Below are 15,664 nucleotides of genomic sequence, written 5' to 3'. Positions count from 1 at the left end.
CAGGGCGCCTAGATTACGGTCATGGACGGTGATCCGGAGCGTTTTCTGACCGGCCTCGACCCCGAACAGCGGGACGTGGCGGTCTCGTCGGCGCCGCGTCTGGCCGTGATCGCCGGGGCGGGCACGGGCAAGACGCGGGCGATCACGCACCGCATCGCCTACAACGTGGCCGTCGAGCGCTTCACGCCGCGCGCCGTGCTGGCCGTGACGTTCACGACCAAGGCGGCAGGCGAGCTGCGCGGGAGGCTGCGCGACCTCGGTCTCCCTCGGGTGGCGGCGCGCACCTTCCACTCGGCGGCGCTGCGGCAGGCCCGGCACTTCTGGCCGCGGGCGATGGGCACCGAGCTGCCCGATGTCCTGGGTCATCGCCTGCCCGTCGTGGCCGAGGCGGCGAGCCGCGCCCGGCTCTCGACCGAGACGGGTGTGCTGCGCGACCTCAGCGGCGAGATCTCGTGGGCGAAGGTGAGCAACGTCTCGCCGGCCGACTACCCCGAACTGGCGCGGGGAGAGGGACGCGATCTCGCCTCGGCCACGCCGGAGCAGATCGCCGCCGTCTTCGGCCGTTACGAGGAGGCCAAGCGGCGTCGCGGCGTGATCGACTTCGAGGACATCCTGCTGTGCGCCGCCCTGCTGCTCGCCGACCATCCCGAGATCGCCGCCGAGGTGCGGGCGACGTACCGTCATCTCGTCGTCGACGAGTACCAGGACGTCAGCCCGCTCCAGGAGCGCCTCCTCGATCTGTGGCTCGGACCCGATTCCGATCTGTGCGTCGTGGGCGACCCTGCGCAGACGATCCACTCGTTCGCCGGTGCCCGCGCCGCGTACCTCACCGACTTCGAGAACGCGCATCCGGGCGCGCACGTGATCCGCCTCGTTCGCGACTACCGGTCGACCGAACAGGTCGTGGCGCTGGCCAACCAGGTGAACCGCGGGGCGGGCATGACCCTCGTCGCACACGGGGGCACCGGGCCCGAGCCCGAGTTCGTCCAGGTGAACGGCGAGCAGGCCGAGGCCGCGGGGGTGGCGGACTGGGTGGCTCGCATCCACGGGGACGGCGTGCCGTACCGCGAGATCGCAGCCCTCTACCGCATCAATGCCCAGTCGCCGGCCCTCGAGTCGGCGCTCGCCGAGCGGTCCATCCCGTATCAGGTGCGCGACGCCGACGGCTTCTACAGCCGTGGCGAGGTGCGGCAGGCGCTGCACGACCTCGCGCGGCGCGTGCAGGAGGGACGCGCCGAGCCGGCCGCCGACCAGGTGCGCGACGTCCTCGGCGGCCTCGGCTGGTCACCCGAGCCGCCCAGCGGCGCCGGTGCCGTCCGGGAGCGGTGGGAGTCGCTGGCTGCTCTCGCCGAGCTGGCGATGAGCCTCATGGGCGCCGAGGACACGCCGCTCGCCGCCGTGGTCGCGGCCCTGCAGGAGCGCGCCGATGTCCAGCAGGTGCCGACCGCCGACGGCGTCACCCTGTCCACCCTGCACGCCGCGAAGGGCCTGGAGTGGGACGCCGTCGCACTCGTCGGCGCCCAGGAGGGGCTGCTTCCGTTCGTCCTCGCGCAGCGTCCGGAGCAGATCGCCGAGGAGCGTCGCCTGCTGTACGTCGGGATCACCCGGGCGCGCCGACTGCTGCGGATCTCGTGGTGCCGCAGCCGCAACGGCAACAAAGGCCGGTCGCGCTTCCTGTCCGGCGTGCGGGCGGCACAGGCTCCGGCGGCCCGCGCGGCGAGCAGCGCCCGGCCGTCGGGGCGCAGGTCCCGCGTCTGCGTCTCGTGCGGCCAACCCCTCACCACCGGTGCGGAACTGAAGCTGCGCCGTCACGAGTCATGCCCCGCGACGTACGATCCGGCGACGCTGGACCTGCTGATCGAGTGGCGGCGGCAGGTCGCCGCCGAGCAGTCGGTCCCGGCGTACGTCGTGTTCACCGACGCGACGCTGATCGCCGCCGCGGAGGCCGAGCCGGGGGGTCCGGAGGATCTGCTGCGGATCGCCGGCATCGGGCGGACCAAGCTCGATCGCTACGGCGACGATGTCCTCGCGATCATCGCGGCCGGCCGGGCCCGGCGCGAGGCGGACACCGCCGAGACCGGCTCCGACGGCTGACGGCCGCCCGGAAAACCGGTTGCACGCCGCAGACCGGTGCTGCGAGACTGGGCGGGTCGTTGCCGCTGGGGCAGCGCCGCGTCGTGAGGGAGGAGGGGCGAGACATGCACGAGTCGATCATCAGGCAGGCCGCGCACTCGCTCCTGTCCGCGGACAAGACCGTCTTCAGCCGTCCGCGTTATGACGAGCGCGGCGGCACGTCCGTGAGGCGCGGATGCCAGGGAGGAACGCCATGAGGTAGTTCCTGACGGAATCCTCCGGCCGCGCTCTCGGACCCACCCGGGAACGCGGCCTTCGTGTCTCCCGGGGTCGAGACCCTCACCGAACAACACCAGGAGACACACATGACGACCGAACTGCTCGTGCCCGGTCAGGCGGTCCACCTTCCGTGCCACGACGAGGACCCCGATCTCTTCTTCGCGGAACTGCCGCTGGACGTCGAGCGCGCCAAGCATGTCTGCGTCACCTGCGCGTTGAAGGACGCCTGCCTGGCGGGTGCGCTCGCGCGCCGTGAGCCGCACGGCGTGTGGGGCGGAGAACTGGTCGTGGCCGGCGTGGTCGTGCCCCGGAAGCGGCCGCGGGGACGTCCCCGCAAGGACGACGTCGCCGCGCAGAGCGCCGCGTGAGATCGGCCCGGCGTCCGCCTCAGGGCGCCGGGCGCCACCCGGGCAGGAACTCCTGGAGGACGTCGGCGAAGCGCGCGCTGACGTCGAGCTGGGCCAGGACGGCGATGCCGCCCATCCAGACCCGGTAGATCAGGGCGTACACGGGGGGGACGGTGAGCTTCAGGGCGATCCCGTCGCTGCCGTCGATGTCGCGTACCCGCGCGAACTGATCCTGCATCCACTGACGCGTGAAGTGGAACTCGGGGACGGCTGCCGGCTCGAAGAACGGGGCGAGATAGTCCAGCAGTTCCTCCGGGGCGAGATCCGCGGTGACGAAGCCCTCGGCGGCGAGCCCGGTCGCCACCTCGTCGGCCCTTCCGTCCCGGGCGAGCGAGACGAGGCGCCCCATGGCGGGTGGAAGGCCGTCAGGCACACGCGCGACCAGGCCGAAGTCCAGAACGGCGAGGCGCCCGTCGGGGCACACCAGGTAGTTGCCGGGGTGTGGGTCTGCGTGGAGGATGCCTGCGAGCTTGGGCCCGGCGAACAGGAACCGGACGTAGGACAGGCCGATGCGATTGCGCTCGGCGGGGGGACGGTCGGCGATGGCGCCGAGCCGGTCCCCGTCGACCCAGTCGCTCACGATGACGCGTCGCGTCGCTCGCCGCACGCGAGGGATGAGGAACTCGGGGTGCTCGGCGAAGGCGGCGGCGACGCGCTCCTGGGCGTCCGCCTCGAGGGTGTAGTCGACCTCTTCGGAGACGCGTTCGGAGACCTCTCTCGCCAGGGCGGCGACGTCGACCCCGCCGGCGAGCGGGGCGACCGTCGAGGCCATCCTCCGCAGCGCCGCCAGGTCGGCCAGCAGCGCCTCTTCGGCTCCCGGGTACTGGATCTTCACGGCCACCGGGGTCTGGGTCTCGGCCCACACGGCGCGGTGGACCTGACCGATCGACGCCGCTGCCGCGGGTCGCATCGAGAACTCGGTGAACAGCGAACCCCACGACGGGCCGAGTTCCGAGCGCAGGACGCCCTGCACCTTGGAGGCCGGCATCGGGGGCGCCGAGTCCTGGAGTTTGCGGAGATGCTCCCGCATGGGCTGGGCGTGTTCCTCCGGCAGGGCGGCCTCCATGAGCGACAGCACCTGCCCGACCTTCATGGCGCCGCCCTTGAGCTCACCCAGCACCTGGAACAGTTGCCGGGCCATGCGCTCGGCGTTGTCGGCGGCGACCTCGTCGGGATCGGCGCCGGTCAGTCTGCGCCCCCAGCCGACCGCCCGTCGGCCGGCTTCACCGAGTGGGATCTGCAGCAGCCGCGCCCCTCGGCCGAGAGCGGTGCGGGACAGACGTTCCTGCTCGGGGGGCAGCGGATCGCTCATGGGTCCATTGTCCGCGGGGGGCAAGCCGGGTCGCGGGTCAGGACGCGAGACAGCCGCAGGCGGGGTGGACGGGCCACCGGCGACTGCGCAGGCGTCCGTCGGCGGTGTCGAGCTCGATCACGGTGCCGAGGGCGTCGGGAGTGCCGTGCGTCGTCCATGCGAGGACCTGGGCGACGACGGTGGCCGTCACCCACGCGCGGGCGAACGGGGACGGCCGGGCGGGCCTTCCGCTGCGTACGGCGAGGCGTTCGGGCCAGGACGCGTCGGCCTCCGTCGCGGCGAGGTCGCCGCAGCGCAGGCAGGCGGTGCGTCCGGGAATCACGAGGGGCCCGACCCCGGCGGCGCTCCCGACGAAGGAGGTGACGAGATGAGGACGGTCCTCGCGCAGCAGGGTGTCGGTCTCGGCCCGGTCGCACTCGGCCCGTTCGCCGACGAGGACGACCAGTTCGGGCGTCGGATACGGGTGGGCGCGGTGCCGGACCCAGGACCGTGTGCCGGCGCGCTCCCGGCCCGTCAGCCTGGCGTGGAGGGCGTCGGCCCGGGTCCATCCGGTCACGGCGGTGTCGGGAGCGGGCTCGTCGTCGGCGAGGACCACAGGTGTTCCGACCGACAGCAGCAGCTCCGCGACGGCCGTGCCGACCCTGCCGCACCCCCGGACCTCGACGACCGAGCTGGAGGGCGGAGGACAGGTCGCTCCGGCCTCGGCCACGGTCGACAGCAGCCAGCCGACCCACTCGGGTGCGATCCCGGCCTGCGTCGCGACCAGGAGAGGGGAGCGGGTTCCGTCGAGCAGCGCGGCCGCCGCACCGACGCCGGCGGGGACGGACTCGCACCGCAGGGTGCGGCCGTCGGGAAGATCGACGTGGAGGACGCCGGGTGGTCGCCAGGAGACGGCGACGCCGAGCGGAAGTCGCGCAGACGAGACGGTCATGCCGACGATCCTCGCGCGGATGCGTGCCGTGTCGGCGGAGTTGTCCACAGGCGCTGCCGCGGCCCCGGTCGTGGAACCGGGAGGGCGCCGGCGGTGGGCGGCCGCCTCCTGGAGCCGGCCGGCCCGGGTGGGGCTCTACTTGCTGGGCAGGAACCGATTCAGCTTCGTGCCGCAGTCGGGGCACTCGGCCTTGGCGGCGCGCCCGCCCTTGGCGGTGGTGACGACCTTCCCGGTCGTCTGCTTGTGGTCACGGCACTTGACGCAGTAGAACTGTCCTTCGTAAGTTTCCTCGGCCACCGAATCTCCTCTTGTCGACACACGAAACGCCCGTGATCGTTGGGCTTCCGCACACTGTACGGCATTACCGCGCGGAACCGAAGCCGGCAAGGACGGGGCGAGGGCCCGCGGGATCCGGCATGCCTTCCCCTGCACGCCGCCCCGGGGCCCTCGTTGTCGGAAACCTACTGGTGCTGCGTCCCCGGGTCAAACCATCCGCGTTAGATTTGGGCGGTGTCGACACCCGAGATCGAGATTCGCCGCAGTTCGCGGCGCCGCACGACCGCGAAGGCCTACGCCGACCGCGGGCGGATCGTCGTGGAGGTGCCGTCCCACCTGCCCGAGGACGTCGCCGAGGAGACCGCGGCCAAGCTCGTGGCCAGACTTCGCAGCCGGGAGACGCACCTGCGTGACGACGAGGATCTCGCGGCGCGTGCACGCGAGGTCGCCGACAGATACCTGGATCACCTCGTCGACGGCGGCATTTCGCCCTTCACGATCCGGTGGGTGGGCAATCAGCGGCAGCGATGGGGATCGTGCACCCCCTCGACCCGGACGATCCGGATCTCGCAGCGGGTGCGCACCATGCCGGACTACGTCCTCGACTACGTGTTGGTCCATGAGCTGAGCCATCTCGCGGAGCGCACGCACGGCGAGCGGTTCCGGCTTCTGGAGAGCGCCTACCCGCACGCCGAGCGCGCGAAGGGCTACCTGGAGGGGTACACCGCGGGCGCGGGGTGGGAGCCCGCGGATGGCTGACTTCGACACGGGTCGCACCCTGGCGGAGCGATTCCGGCGCCATGCCGGCAGCGACACGCACCTGTACGGGCACCTCATGCGGCGGATGGCCGACGATCTGGACGGCGGGGGGCCGGTGGCCGCCGTGTGCCGGGGCTACGAGGACGTCCCCGTCGGCGCCGCCGTCCAGTTGCGGATCCTGGCGGCCGTGTTCCGGCTGGTGCTCACCGGACGGGCCGACGAGCTCCTGCCCTACTACCCCGTGCTGGGCGGGACGGCCGACCCGGCGTCCGCGTGGCCGGTGTTCCGCGAGGTCCTCGCCGAGCACGCCGACGAGGTCCACGCCGCCCTGGCGGTCGCTCCGCAGACCAACGAGGTCGGTCGCAGCGCCGCTCTGCTGGCGGGTCTCGGATTCCTCCGCACCCGCGGGCTCCCACTGGAGATCGACCTCGTCGAGCTCGGTGCCAGTGCGGGCCTGAACCTGCTCCTGCCGCACTACCTGCTGAGCGGTGAACGGTGGCGGTGGGGCGATCCCGCGTCGCCGCTGCACCTCACCGGCGCGATCGAAGGCGCGTTCGCGGCGCCCGAGATCCGCATCGCGCGGGCCGTCGGGTGCGACGTGGCGCCGATCGACCTCACCGACCCCGACCAGGTGCTGTGGCTGCGGTCGTTCGTGTGGCCGTTCTCGCCGGCCCGCCATGCGCGGCTCGACGCAGCGCTCGCCGTCGCGAGGGAGCACCCGCCGCGGGTCGAGCGGGGTTCTGCCGATGACTGGCTGCCGGGCATCGTCGAGACGTCCGCGATGCCCGTCGTGTGGCACTCGATCACCCGTCAGTACTGGCCGGCCGGGGTGACCGCCCGCGTCGAGCGCGAGCTCGCCGACCACGGCGCGCGCCATCGGTGCGCGCGGATCTGGCTGGAGTACGTCCCGGGGGAGCGGATGCCGCTGCTCGGTGTGGACCTGTGGGACGGCGCCGGCGGGTGGGAGCGGGAGGTGCTCGGCACGGTCCATCCTCACGGCGTCCCGGTCCGCCTCACCGGTGCCGCGGGGTAGTCACTCCTGCGGCGGGTCGTCCTCGGTCGTGTCTTCACCGAGGAGTTCGGCCAGCTCGGCGTCGAGGGAGTCGGGCTCGCCGTGGTGTCCGTGCTCGGCGTAGCCGAGCGGGTCGTCGAGATCGGCCGAGGTGGGGACGAGGTCGGGATGGGCCCAGGCGGCGTCGCGCTCCTGGGAGCCACGAGCGGACCGCAACGCCGCCCACAGGTTGACGGCGTCGCGAACCCTTCGCGGGCGGAGCTCGAGCCCGACGAGCGTGCGCAGCGCCTGCTCGGCCGGTCCACCGCTCGCGCGGCGGCGGCGGAGCACCTCCGACAGCGGGACCGCGTTGGGCATGAGGGAGGCCACGGCTTCGGACACCACGTCGTCCACCCACCCTTCGACGAGAGCCAGCAAGGTCTCGAGACGGGAGAGGATCTCGACCTGTTCGGCGGTGCGCTCGGGCCGGAACAGGCGCATGGCGAAGTCGCGGCCGAGCTCTTCGAGCTTGGCGAGGTCGGGCTGGCCGGACCCGGACATCTGCTCCTCGATCGCCCGCTCGAGCCCGTCGGGATCGATCCGGATCTCGCGCGCGTAGTGCTCGACCAAGGCGAGCATCTGCGGGGCGAGCCAGCCGACGGCGCCGAACAGCCGCTGTCGCGCGGTCTCCCGCAGCGCGAGGTACAGGCGAACGTCGCTGGCCGGCTGTTCCAGCCCTGCGGAGAAGGCAGCGAGGTTGGCCGGGAGGAGGGCGACGCTCGGCGTGGGCGTGACAGGAAGGCCGACGTCGGTCCCGCCGAGGACGTCGGCGGCCAGCTTCCCGATGGATTGTCCGACCTGACCGCCGAACATCCCGGCGGCGGCGGTGCGCATCATCGGCTGCAGCATGGCGCGGATCTGCTCGGGCTGGTCGGGATCCTGGCGGGCGACCTCGACGAGCGCGCGCGAGATGCTCGCCACGATCGGGCCGACGAGGTGCTGCCACACGGGGAAGGTGTGCTCCACCCACTCGGCGCGGCTCCAGGCGACCCCGTCACCGGTGAGCTGCGGGAACGCGATCACCTGATCGAGCCACAGGTTCGCGAGCGCGACCGCTTCGCGGACCTCGCGCCGTTCGGCGTCGGACGGCGTCGGGTCGGGCCCGTCCTGGGCGACGGTCTTGCGTGCGATGTCCTTGGCGAAACCCCAGTTGGCTCCGTCGGCCTCGCCGCCCGCGGCGGCGAAGCCCGCCATCTGCGAGGTGAACTGCTGCAGTGTCTTCTGCAGTTCCTCGAGCAGCGAGGCGAGATCCTCGCTGCTGCCCGAACCGGAGCCGAGCGAGGCGAGATCTCCGCCCGTCCCGATGCCGAGCGAGGCGAGCAGCTTCGCGAGCGCGTCCTCGGGCCCGGGAACGCCGGGTTGCCGGTCGTCGTCGCTGTCGTCGGTGGGCGGGGTCGGATCGTCGGCCACGGTGTGCTCCTTGTGCTGGCTGCCTTCCCATTGTCCTGCATCCCCCAAGCCCGCGCACGCCCCGCGTAGGGCCCTGCGCTAGGCTCGCGCCATGCGTAGGGAATCCCGGCGGACGACCGTGCCGGCATGCTGACGCGACAGACGTGGGCGGCCGCGGTGTCTGCTGTGATCTTCGTGGCGATGGCCGCCGTCCTGGCCGTGAGTTCCGTGCCGTTCGTGGCGTGGGCTCCGGGCGGGACATACGACGTCCTCGGGCAGCGTGACGGGAAGCCGGTGATCGGCATCTCGGGGATTCCGACCTTCGACGCCCCCGGGCAACTGCGGGTCACGACCGTCGCCGTGACCGCGGCCGACCGCAGCCTGAGCTTCCCCGAGGCGCTGCTCGCCGATCTGCTGCCCGATCGGGAGGTGCTGCCCCGGGCGGCCGTCTATCCCGCCGGGCAGAGCGTCGCCGACATCGACGCGGCGAATGCCCAGGCGATGACGTCGTCGCAGCAGAACGCGATCGTCGCGGCTCTGCGCGAGGCGGACATCCCCGTCACCGAGAGGCCGATGGTGTCGGTCATCGCGAGCGGCGGCCCGGCCGAGAACGAACTCGAGCCCGGAGATCTGGTGGTGGAGGTCGACGGGACCGAGGTGTCGACCGTCGCGGACGTCCGCGAGCGCGTCCAGGCGCACAAGGTCGGCGAGGCGGTCGTGTTCTCCATCCTGCGCGATCGGCAGTCCAAGCTGGTGACGGTCAGCACGCAGGCGTCCAACACGTCCCCGTCGGGGTCGGTGGTGGGCGTCGGCTGGACCACGGGGTACTCGTACGCGGCCGACGTCTCGATCAATGTCGACTCCTCCATCGGCGGGCCGAGCGCGGGGCTGGTGTTTGCGATCGGAATCTACGACCTGATCAGCAGCGAGCGGGTCATCGACGATCGATCGATCGCGGGCACGGGCGAGATCGGCACCGACGGAACCGTGAGCGGCATCGGAGGCATCCGCGAGAAGATCTCGGGTGCGCAGTCGGCGGGCGCGACGATGTTCCTCGTGCCGGCCGCGAACTGCTCCGATGTCGCCGATGTGCGCACGTCCATGAAGCTCGTGAAGGTCGCGTCCCTGAAGGACGCCCTGGCCGCGCTTCGCCTGTCGAAGACCAGCGACGCCGACCTGCCGAGCTGCGATGGCTGAGGAGGCGCTCTTCCGCGTGCTGCGGGACGTGGAGGCCCACGTCGGGCGATCGGGGTGGGACCAGCCGGCCCGCCTGTTCGCGCTGGTCGGCACGGCGCTGCTGGCCGCATCGGAACCGGCGGTCGCCGAGGCGGTGGCCGGGACACCCGACGAGGACGCGCTCTCGGCGGTGGAGCAGGACGGGTTCCGGCTCGGCGACGACATCGTCGAGACCTTCGCCCGGATCGCCTGGGGCCCTGCCGTCGCGGGCTGCGCTTTGGCGGTGGAACGCACAATGGTCCCCAGGGAGGTCGAGGACGATCTTCCGGCGGACCCGAGCGCCGCCGCGCGGGTCGTCGCGACGCACCCCCGGCGCATGGATCTGCGGCTCGTCGTGGGGGTGCTGCGCGACGGATCACATCATGCGGTGGCCCGGTTGGCGAACCGGCCGGAGGAGCTCCTCTCGGGGGCGGACATGGTCCCGGGGCTCGTCGGGGTGCTGGCGCAGACGTTGACCGAGCAGGGGGAGTGAGGAGAACTGTGAGCACGCAGATGCCGGAAGTGCGACGACGGAGGGCGCTCGTTCCGACGTTGCTCATCATGGTCGGGCTGGTGGTGGCGTACGCCATCTTCACGACCGTGTGGACCGACAAGCTCTGGTTCGACTCGGTCGACTACAGCGGGGTGTTCACGACCCAGCTCCTCACCAGGATCGGGCTGTTCCTCGTGTTCGGCCTCCTGATGGGCGGCTTCGTCGCGATCAATATCGCGATCGCGCTGAGACTGCGGCCGCGGACGCGACGGACCGGCGCCAGCGCGGTGCTCGACCGATACCGCGACCTGCTGGAGGCCCGGATCTGGCTGAGCGTCGCCGCGCCCGCGGTGCTCATCGGTCTGCTCGCGGGAGTGTCGGCGGTGAGCGAGGTCGACACCTTCCTCGCCTGGGCGAACGCGACCCCGTTCGGTCAGACCGATCCGCATTTCGGACTGGACGCCTCCTTCTACGTCTTCTCCTACCCGTGGTGGCGGTTCGTGTCGTCGTTCGCGCTGACGGCCACGATCGTGGCCTCCCTGCTGACGATCGGCGTTCATCTCGCCACCGGATCGCTCACGTTGTCCCGCGGGGCCGGCCGTTTCGCGCGGGGGCCCAACGACGGGGCGCTGTCGCATCTGAGCGGTCTGTTCGGCCTGGTGATGGTGTGCCTCGGCGTCGAGAACCTGCTCGACCGGTACGGCTATCTCGTCACCGACGGCGATCTGTTCACGGGTCTGCACTACACCGACGCGACCGTCTCGATCACGGCGCGGCTGGTGATCGCGATCATCGCCTTCATCACGGCCGGGCTGTTCTTCGCGAACATCTTCCTGCGGCGCTGGGTGGTTCCCGGGACGTCGGTGGTGCTGATGATCGTCGCGAGCATCATCCTCGGCCTTCTCTACCCGGCCGGCGTCCAGACGTTCGGGGTGAAGCCCGACCAGCCCGACGTGGAGCGTCCGTACATCTCCGATCACATCACGGCCACGCAGGAGGCCTACGGCATCGACGACGTCGAGATCGAGGAGTACTCCGCGACGACGGACGTGTCGGAGGGGCAGTTGAAGAGCGACGCCACCGCGCTGCCCGGCATCCGGCTCATCGACCCGTCGGTCGTCGGCCCGACCTTCGAGCAGTTGCAGCAGGTCCGCGGCTACTACTCGTTCCCATCGACGCTGGACGTGGACAGGTACACGATCAACGGTGTCGAGACCGACGCCGTGGTGGCGGCGCGTGAGATGGACCTCAGCGGCGTTCCGGATCCGAACTGGGCCAACATCCACACGGTGTACACGCACGGCTACGGTCTCGTCGCGGCGTACGGCAACAAGCGGCAGTCCAACGGCGAGCCGCAGTGGATCGTGAGCGATATCCCGCCCGAGGGCGACCTCGAGGAGCACCAGGCCCGGATCTACTTCGGCGAGCGGTCGACGACCTTCGCCATCGTCGGGCGGCTGGACGGGCAGGAGCCCGTGGAGCTCGACACGCCCGGTGGCGGGACGAACGGGGGCGAGCGCAACAACATCTACGACGGCAAGGGCGGGGTTGCGATCGGCGACTGGTTCACGCGAACCCTGTACGCGACGAAGTTCCTCGACATGAACATCCTCTTGTCGGACCGCGTCAACGCGAACTCGAAGATCCTCTACGACCGCACGCCGAAGCAGCGGGTGGAGGCTGTGGCGCCCTGGCTCACCGTCGATTCCAACGTGTATCCGGCGATCGTGGACGGGCGTCTGGTGTGGATCGTGGACGCGTACACGACGACCTCCACCTACCCGGACAGCCAGCGGGTGTCGCTGCAGCAGTCCACGGCCGACTCGCAGTCGTCCAGCATCGGGACGCAGGCCGACGAGGAGATCAACTACATCCGCAACTCGGTGAAGGCCGTCGTCGACGCCTACGACGGCACCGTGAAGCTGTACGCGTGGGACGAGGACGACCCGATCCTGCAGACCTGGATGAAGGTGTATCCCGACACGGTCCAGTCGAAGAGCGCGATCTCGGAGGATCTGCTGGAGCATCTGCGGTACCCCTCGGACCTGTTCAAGGTGCAGCGGACCATGCTCGGCCGGTACCACGTGTCCAATCCTGATACGTGGTACAAGCAGAACGACCTGTGGACGGTCCCGAGCGACCCGGTGGGGTCGTCGACCTCCTCCGAGCCCGCGTACTACCTGTCGATCAAGTGGCCGGGGGACACGAAGGCGGTGTTCAGCCAGACGAGCGTGTTCGTGCCCAACGGGCGGGAGAACCTGGCTGCCTACATGGCCGTCGACGCCGATGCCAGCAGCGACAGCTACGGCAAGCTGCGGGTGCTGAAGATGTCGGACACGAAACAGATCGATGGTCCGAGCCAGACGGCCAACGCCATCAACACCGACACGACCGTCGCGGAAAAGCTGAGACCCTATCTCAACCAGGGTGCATCGGGGGCCATCTACGGCAACCTGCTGACCCTGCCCCTGGGCGGCGGTCTGCTCTACGTGCAGCCGATCTATGCGCAGCGTTCGGGGTCCAGCGGGTCCTACCCGGCTCTGCAGTTCGTCGTGGTCCGGTTCGGGGAGCACATCGGCATCGGCAGCACGCTGCAGGACGCCCTGGATCAGGTGTTCAAGGGTGACTCGGGCGCCGGGACGGGGGAGACGACCACCGGAGGGGAGTCCGGCGGGACGGGCACCGTCGACGAGGCTGCCGCGACCGCGGCGCTGGAGAAGGCACGGACGGCGTTCTCCGAGGCGGACGCGGCGCTGAAGGCCGGAGACCTGGCGAAGTACCAGACGAAGCTGAAGGAGGCGCAGGCCGCCGTCGACACCGCGTGGAAGGCGATGGGCAGGAAGTAGGCGTCACCGGATGGGCTCGTCGGCGCTCACGACGGTGACGGGGAAGCCCGCCGCTCGTAGCGGGTCGGCGAGGGCGTCCGCCGCGCCCACGACCGCCAGGGTGAGCTCGTCGGGGAGCACCACCTCGCGGTAGGCGGCGAGCGCCGTCGCCGGTGTGACCTGCCCGTACCGGGCGAGCAGGTCGTCGATGGCGGCCGGTCCGAGCCCTGCCGCGAGCATCGTCGACACCTCGCCGGCGATGCCGGCGGCGGTCGCGAAGCGGAGGGCGCTGCTGCCCGCGAAGAAATCGGCGGCCTGGGCGACCTCGCGCTCGGTGAACGCGTCGACGCGCAGGATGTCGCGTGCCTCGGCCAGGGCGGGGGCGACGACCTCGGAGCGGAACGAGCCGCGCACCGCGTAGGTCCCGCCCGACCGCAGGGGCCGTTGAGCCATGGACACGCCGTAGGTGTAGCCACGCTGTTCCCGCAGGACCCGGTTCAGCCTGCTGAGGAACTCCCCGCCGACGATGTGGGTCGCAAGGCGCAGGGGCGCCCACCGGGCGTCGCTGCGGTCGATGGAGAACCCGCCGAGCCGCACGTCGGCATGAACCGAACCCGGTCGGTCCACGAGGACGACGCCGCCCGGCCCGGGTCGGGCGGGCGGGTGGATCGGCGCGGTGTCGTCCCCGGCCCATGTACCGAAGTGCTGCTCGACCAGCGCGATCGGATCGGTGGTGAAGGCCCCGGCGAGAACGACGGTCGTGACGGCCGGGCGATAGGACGCCGCGTGGAAGGCCGCGATGTCGTCCGGTGCGACGGCCGACACCGTCTCGGCGGATCCGCCGGCCAGCCGCGCGGCGCGCGACAGCGGGTGGAGGGCGAGGTGCCGGAAGGCGATCTCGGCACGCTGGGCGGGGTAGGCGGCCACCTGGTCGAGCTCGGCCAGTCGCAGTCGGCGGTGTCGCTCGATGTCGGCGGCCGCGAAGGCGGGTGTTCGCAGCGCCTCTGCCAGGAGCGCCAGGGCGGGTGCGAGGCGAGATGCCGTCACGGTCAGGAAGAGCACGCTCTGCGCCTGACCGACGTGGCCGTCGAGCCCGGCTCCGATGGACTCCATCGCTTCGGCGAACGTCGCACCGGGGTGGTCGTGCGTTCCCTCGTCGAGGGTTCGCTGGACAAGGGTGGCGACGCCCTCGAGGGCCGCAGGCTCGGTGCCGAGCGGGAGGTCGACGCTGACGGCGACGGTCACGACGTGTTGTCCCGGGCGGTCGAAGGCGAGGACACGCAGGCCGTTGTCGAGGCGTCGGTCGATGGGCGTGGGAAACGCCCAGGGAGCCGGCCGGGCGATCTCGGGCCGGGCCGTCATGCCTCAGCCCTCCGGTAGTGCAGGAAGCCCGCCGACGCGGGCGACAGCCACCGGGCCGTCGCGGCGGCCACAGCGGCGCGGCTGACCCCGGCGAGGGCGGCGAGGCGCCCGTTGACGAGGCCCGGGTCGCCGTGCAGCGTGGTGTACTCCCCGAAGCGGTCGGCGCGATCGTCGACCGACGCCAGTTCGGCGAGCCACTCCCGTTCCAGCGTCGCCCGCGCCCGCAGGTGCTCGTCGGCGGTCGTCCCGTCGGCGAGCCGCGCGACCTCGCTTCGCAGGGCGGCGGCGAGGGCCTCGGCGGGCGTCCCCGGGAGGCCGAGGGCGTACGCGAGACCGATCGAGTTGCCGCCGGCGAGTTCGAAGACGGACGTTCCGACATCGGCCGCGATCGCATCTCCGCGGACGAGCCTGCGGTGAAGGCGCGAGTTCTGGCCGCTGCCGAGCGCGAGGAGGGCGTATCCCAGCGCGTCCAGTTCGGTCGTGCCGTGTGCGGGGAGACGCCACACGGCGTATGCGGCGTCGGCCGCGACGCGGCCGGTCACCTCGACGGTGCTGCCGGATTCGAGCGGCGGCAGGGGAGCGGGCACATCGCGCGCCGCCCGGCCGACGGGCGGCAGCCCGCCGAAGTGACGCTCCGCCACGGCGAGACCCGCCTCGGGGGTGACGTCGCCGACCAGCGAAAGGACGGCCGTGTCGGGGCCGTAGTGCGCGGCGAAGAACGCCGCTGCGGTCTCGACGGTCACGGCCTCGATGTCGGTGACCGCCCCGATCGTGGTGTGGCCGTAGGGGTGGTCGTCGGGGAAGGCGATTCGCACGATGTGTTCCAGCACGTCGCCGTAGGGGGCGTTGTCGTAGCGCTGGCGCCGTTCGGAGATGACGACGTCCTGCTGGTTGGCGACGTTCTCGGCGGTGAGATGCGCGCCCACGGAGGCGAGCCGATCGGCCTCCAGCCAGACGGCCAGGTCGAGCGCCCCGATCGGAACGGTCTCGAAGTAGTTCGTCCTGTCGAACCAGGTCGTCGCATTGACCTGCCCGCCGACCGACTGCATGAGCTGCAGGTGCTCGCCCTTTCCGGTGTGGGCGGAGCCTTCGAACATGAGGTGTTCGAAGAGGTGGGCGAGCCCCCATTGGCCACGGTGCTCGTCGCGCGAACCGACGTCGTACCAGAGGTTGACGGCGACGATGGGGGCGCTGTGGTCGGGGCTGACGATGACGTGGAGCCCGTTGGCGAGCCGGAACTCGTGAACGGGATACGTCACGTCGACGGCCTGCGGCGATACGACGCTCATGGA

Annotated in this window: 13 protein-coding genes; 7 read left to right on the top strand and 6 right to left on the bottom strand. The window is 71.4% G+C overall.

The window, feature by feature from the left end:
* The first annotated feature begins 21 nt into the window (after window positions 1-21).
* Both G555_RS18955 and G555_RS0109165 read left to right on the top strand, forming a co-directional pair.
* Entirely contained in the window at window positions 22-2,094 is a 2,073-nt protein-coding gene (locus G555_RS18955) for an ATP-dependent DNA helicase UvrD2 (RefSeq protein ID WP_051208619.1), read from the top strand.
* A 344-nt stretch (window positions 2,095-2,438) separates the two neighbouring features.
* Entirely contained in the window at window positions 2,439-2,720 is a 282-nt protein-coding gene (locus tag G555_RS0109165) for a WhiB family transcriptional regulator (RefSeq protein WP_028708652.1), read from the top strand.
* 19 nt (window positions 2,721-2,739) lie between these two features.
* On the opposite strand, the gene G555_RS0109160 is transcribed toward G555_RS0109165, so the two are convergent.
* From G555_RS0109160 to G555_RS22610, 3 genes are all read right to left on the bottom strand, one after another.
* The gene (locus G555_RS0109160) at window positions 2,740-4,071 is read right to left on the bottom strand and encodes an ABC1 kinase family protein (protein ID WP_028708651.1); all 1,332 of its coding nucleotides are present in this window, start codon (window positions 4,069-4,071) and stop codon (window positions 2,740-2,742) included.
* Between the two features lie 37 nt (window positions 4,072-4,108).
* Window positions 4,109-5,002, bottom strand: a complete 894-nt coding sequence (locus tag G555_RS0109155) for a hypothetical protein (protein ID WP_084634989.1) — start codon at window positions 5,000-5,002, stop codon at window positions 4,109-4,111.
* Window positions 5,003-5,137: 135 nt separating this feature from the next.
* Window positions 5,138-5,299, bottom strand: a complete 162-nt coding sequence (locus G555_RS22610) for a DUF5679 domain-containing protein (RefSeq protein ID WP_169337884.1) — start codon at window positions 5,297-5,299, stop codon at window positions 5,138-5,140.
* Window positions 5,300-5,512: 213 nt separating this feature from the next.
* On the opposite strand from G555_RS22610, the gene G555_RS0109145 reads away from it, so the two are divergent.
* On the top strand, window positions 5,513-6,037 hold the full coding sequence (locus tag G555_RS0109145) for a M48 metallopeptidase family protein (protein WP_051208618.1): 525 nt from the start codon (window positions 5,513-5,515) through the stop codon (window positions 6,035-6,037).
* Window positions 6,030-7,070: a DUF2332 domain-containing protein gene (locus G555_RS18950; RefSeq protein WP_051208617.1), complete on the top strand. Its 1,041-nt coding sequence runs from the start codon at window positions 6,030-6,032 to the stop codon at window positions 7,068-7,070. Before G555_RS0109145 ends, G555_RS18950 begins: the two co-directional genes overlap by 8 nt.
* On the opposite strand, the gene G555_RS18945 is transcribed toward G555_RS18950, so the two are convergent.
* Window positions 7,071-8,498: a zinc-dependent metalloprotease gene (locus tag G555_RS18945; protein ID WP_036921712.1), complete on the bottom strand. Its 1,428-nt coding sequence runs from the start codon at window positions 8,496-8,498 to the stop codon at window positions 7,071-7,073. It lies immediately after the preceding gene.
* Window positions 8,499-8,624: 126 nt separating this feature from the next.
* On the opposite strand from G555_RS18945, the gene G555_RS0109130 reads away from it, so the two are divergent.
* The 3 genes from G555_RS0109130 to G555_RS0109120 are packed head-to-tail and all read left to right on the top strand — an operon-like array spanning window position 8,625 to window position 13,031.
* The gene (locus G555_RS0109130) at window positions 8,625-9,674 is read left to right on the top strand and encodes a YlbL family protein (RefSeq protein ID WP_036921710.1); all 1,050 of its coding nucleotides are present in this window, start codon (window positions 8,625-8,627) and stop codon (window positions 9,672-9,674) included.
* On the top strand, window positions 9,667-10,185 hold the full coding sequence (locus tag G555_RS0109125; protein WP_028708647.1) for a PPA1309 family protein: 519 nt from the start codon (window positions 9,667-9,669) through the stop codon (window positions 10,183-10,185). The genes G555_RS0109130 and G555_RS0109125 overlap by 8 nt, the downstream gene beginning before the upstream one ends.
* A gap of 8 nt (window positions 10,186-10,193) precedes the next feature.
* On the top strand, window positions 10,194-13,031 hold the full coding sequence (locus G555_RS0109120; protein WP_245581230.1) for a UPF0182 family membrane protein: 2,838 nt from the start codon (window positions 10,194-10,196) through the stop codon (window positions 13,029-13,031).
* A 3-nt stretch (window positions 13,032-13,034) separates the two neighbouring features.
* Here G555_RS0109120 and G555_RS18940 read toward each other — a convergent pair whose 3' ends face one another.
* Both G555_RS18940 and G555_RS18935 read right to left on the bottom strand, forming a co-directional pair.
* A complete protein-coding gene (locus tag G555_RS18940) occupies window positions 13,035-14,372 on the bottom strand; it encodes a M16 family metallopeptidase (RefSeq protein WP_051208616.1) in 1,338 nt (445 codons plus the stop codon).
* Window positions 14,369-15,661: a M16 family metallopeptidase gene (locus G555_RS18935; RefSeq protein WP_051208615.1), complete on the bottom strand. Its 1,293-nt coding sequence runs from the start codon at window positions 15,659-15,661 to the stop codon at window positions 14,369-14,371. The genes G555_RS18940 and G555_RS18935 overlap by 4 nt, the downstream gene beginning before the upstream one ends.
* Window positions 15,662-15,664 lie beyond the last annotated feature (3 nt).

This window comes from Propionicicella superfundia DSM 22317 (genome assembly GCF_000423465.1).
GTDB classification, from domain to species: Bacteria; Actinomycetota; Actinomycetes; order Propionibacteriales; family Propionibacteriaceae; genus Propionicicella; species Propionicicella superfundia.
This window is presented reverse-complemented; position numbering and strand designations above follow the sequence as displayed.

Coding starts and splice junctions, on each gene's coding strand:
- G555_RS18955 (WP_051208619.1), top strand. CDS start 22: ATGGACGGTGATCCGGAGCGTTTTCTGACCGGCCTCGACCCCGAACAG.
- G555_RS18940 (WP_051208616.1), bottom strand. CDS start 14,372: ATGACGGCCCGGCCCGAGATCGCCCGGCCGGCTCCCTGGGCGTTTCCC.
- G555_RS0109160 (WP_028708651.1), bottom strand. CDS start 4,071: ATGAGCGATCCGCTGCCCCCCGAGCAGGAACGTCTGTCCCGCACCGCT.
- G555_RS18935 (WP_051208615.1), bottom strand. CDS start 15,661: ATGAGCGTCGTATCGCCGCAGGCCGTCGACGTGACGTATCCCGTTCAC.
- G555_RS0109155 (WP_084634989.1), bottom strand. CDS start 5,002: ATGACCGTCTCGTCTGCGCGACTTCCGCTCGGCGTCGCCGTCTCCTGG.
- G555_RS0109165 (WP_028708652.1), top strand. CDS start 2,439: ATGACGACCGAACTGCTCGTGCCCGGTCAGGCGGTCCACCTTCCGTGC.
- G555_RS18950 (WP_051208617.1), top strand. CDS start 6,030: ATGGCTGACTTCGACACGGGTCGCACCCTGGCGGAGCGATTCCGGCGC.
- G555_RS0109125 (WP_028708647.1), top strand. CDS start 9,667: ATGGCTGAGGAGGCGCTCTTCCGCGTGCTGCGGGACGTGGAGGCCCAC.
- G555_RS0109130 (WP_036921710.1), top strand. CDS start 8,625: ATGCTGACGCGACAGACGTGGGCGGCCGCGGTGTCTGCTGTGATCTTC.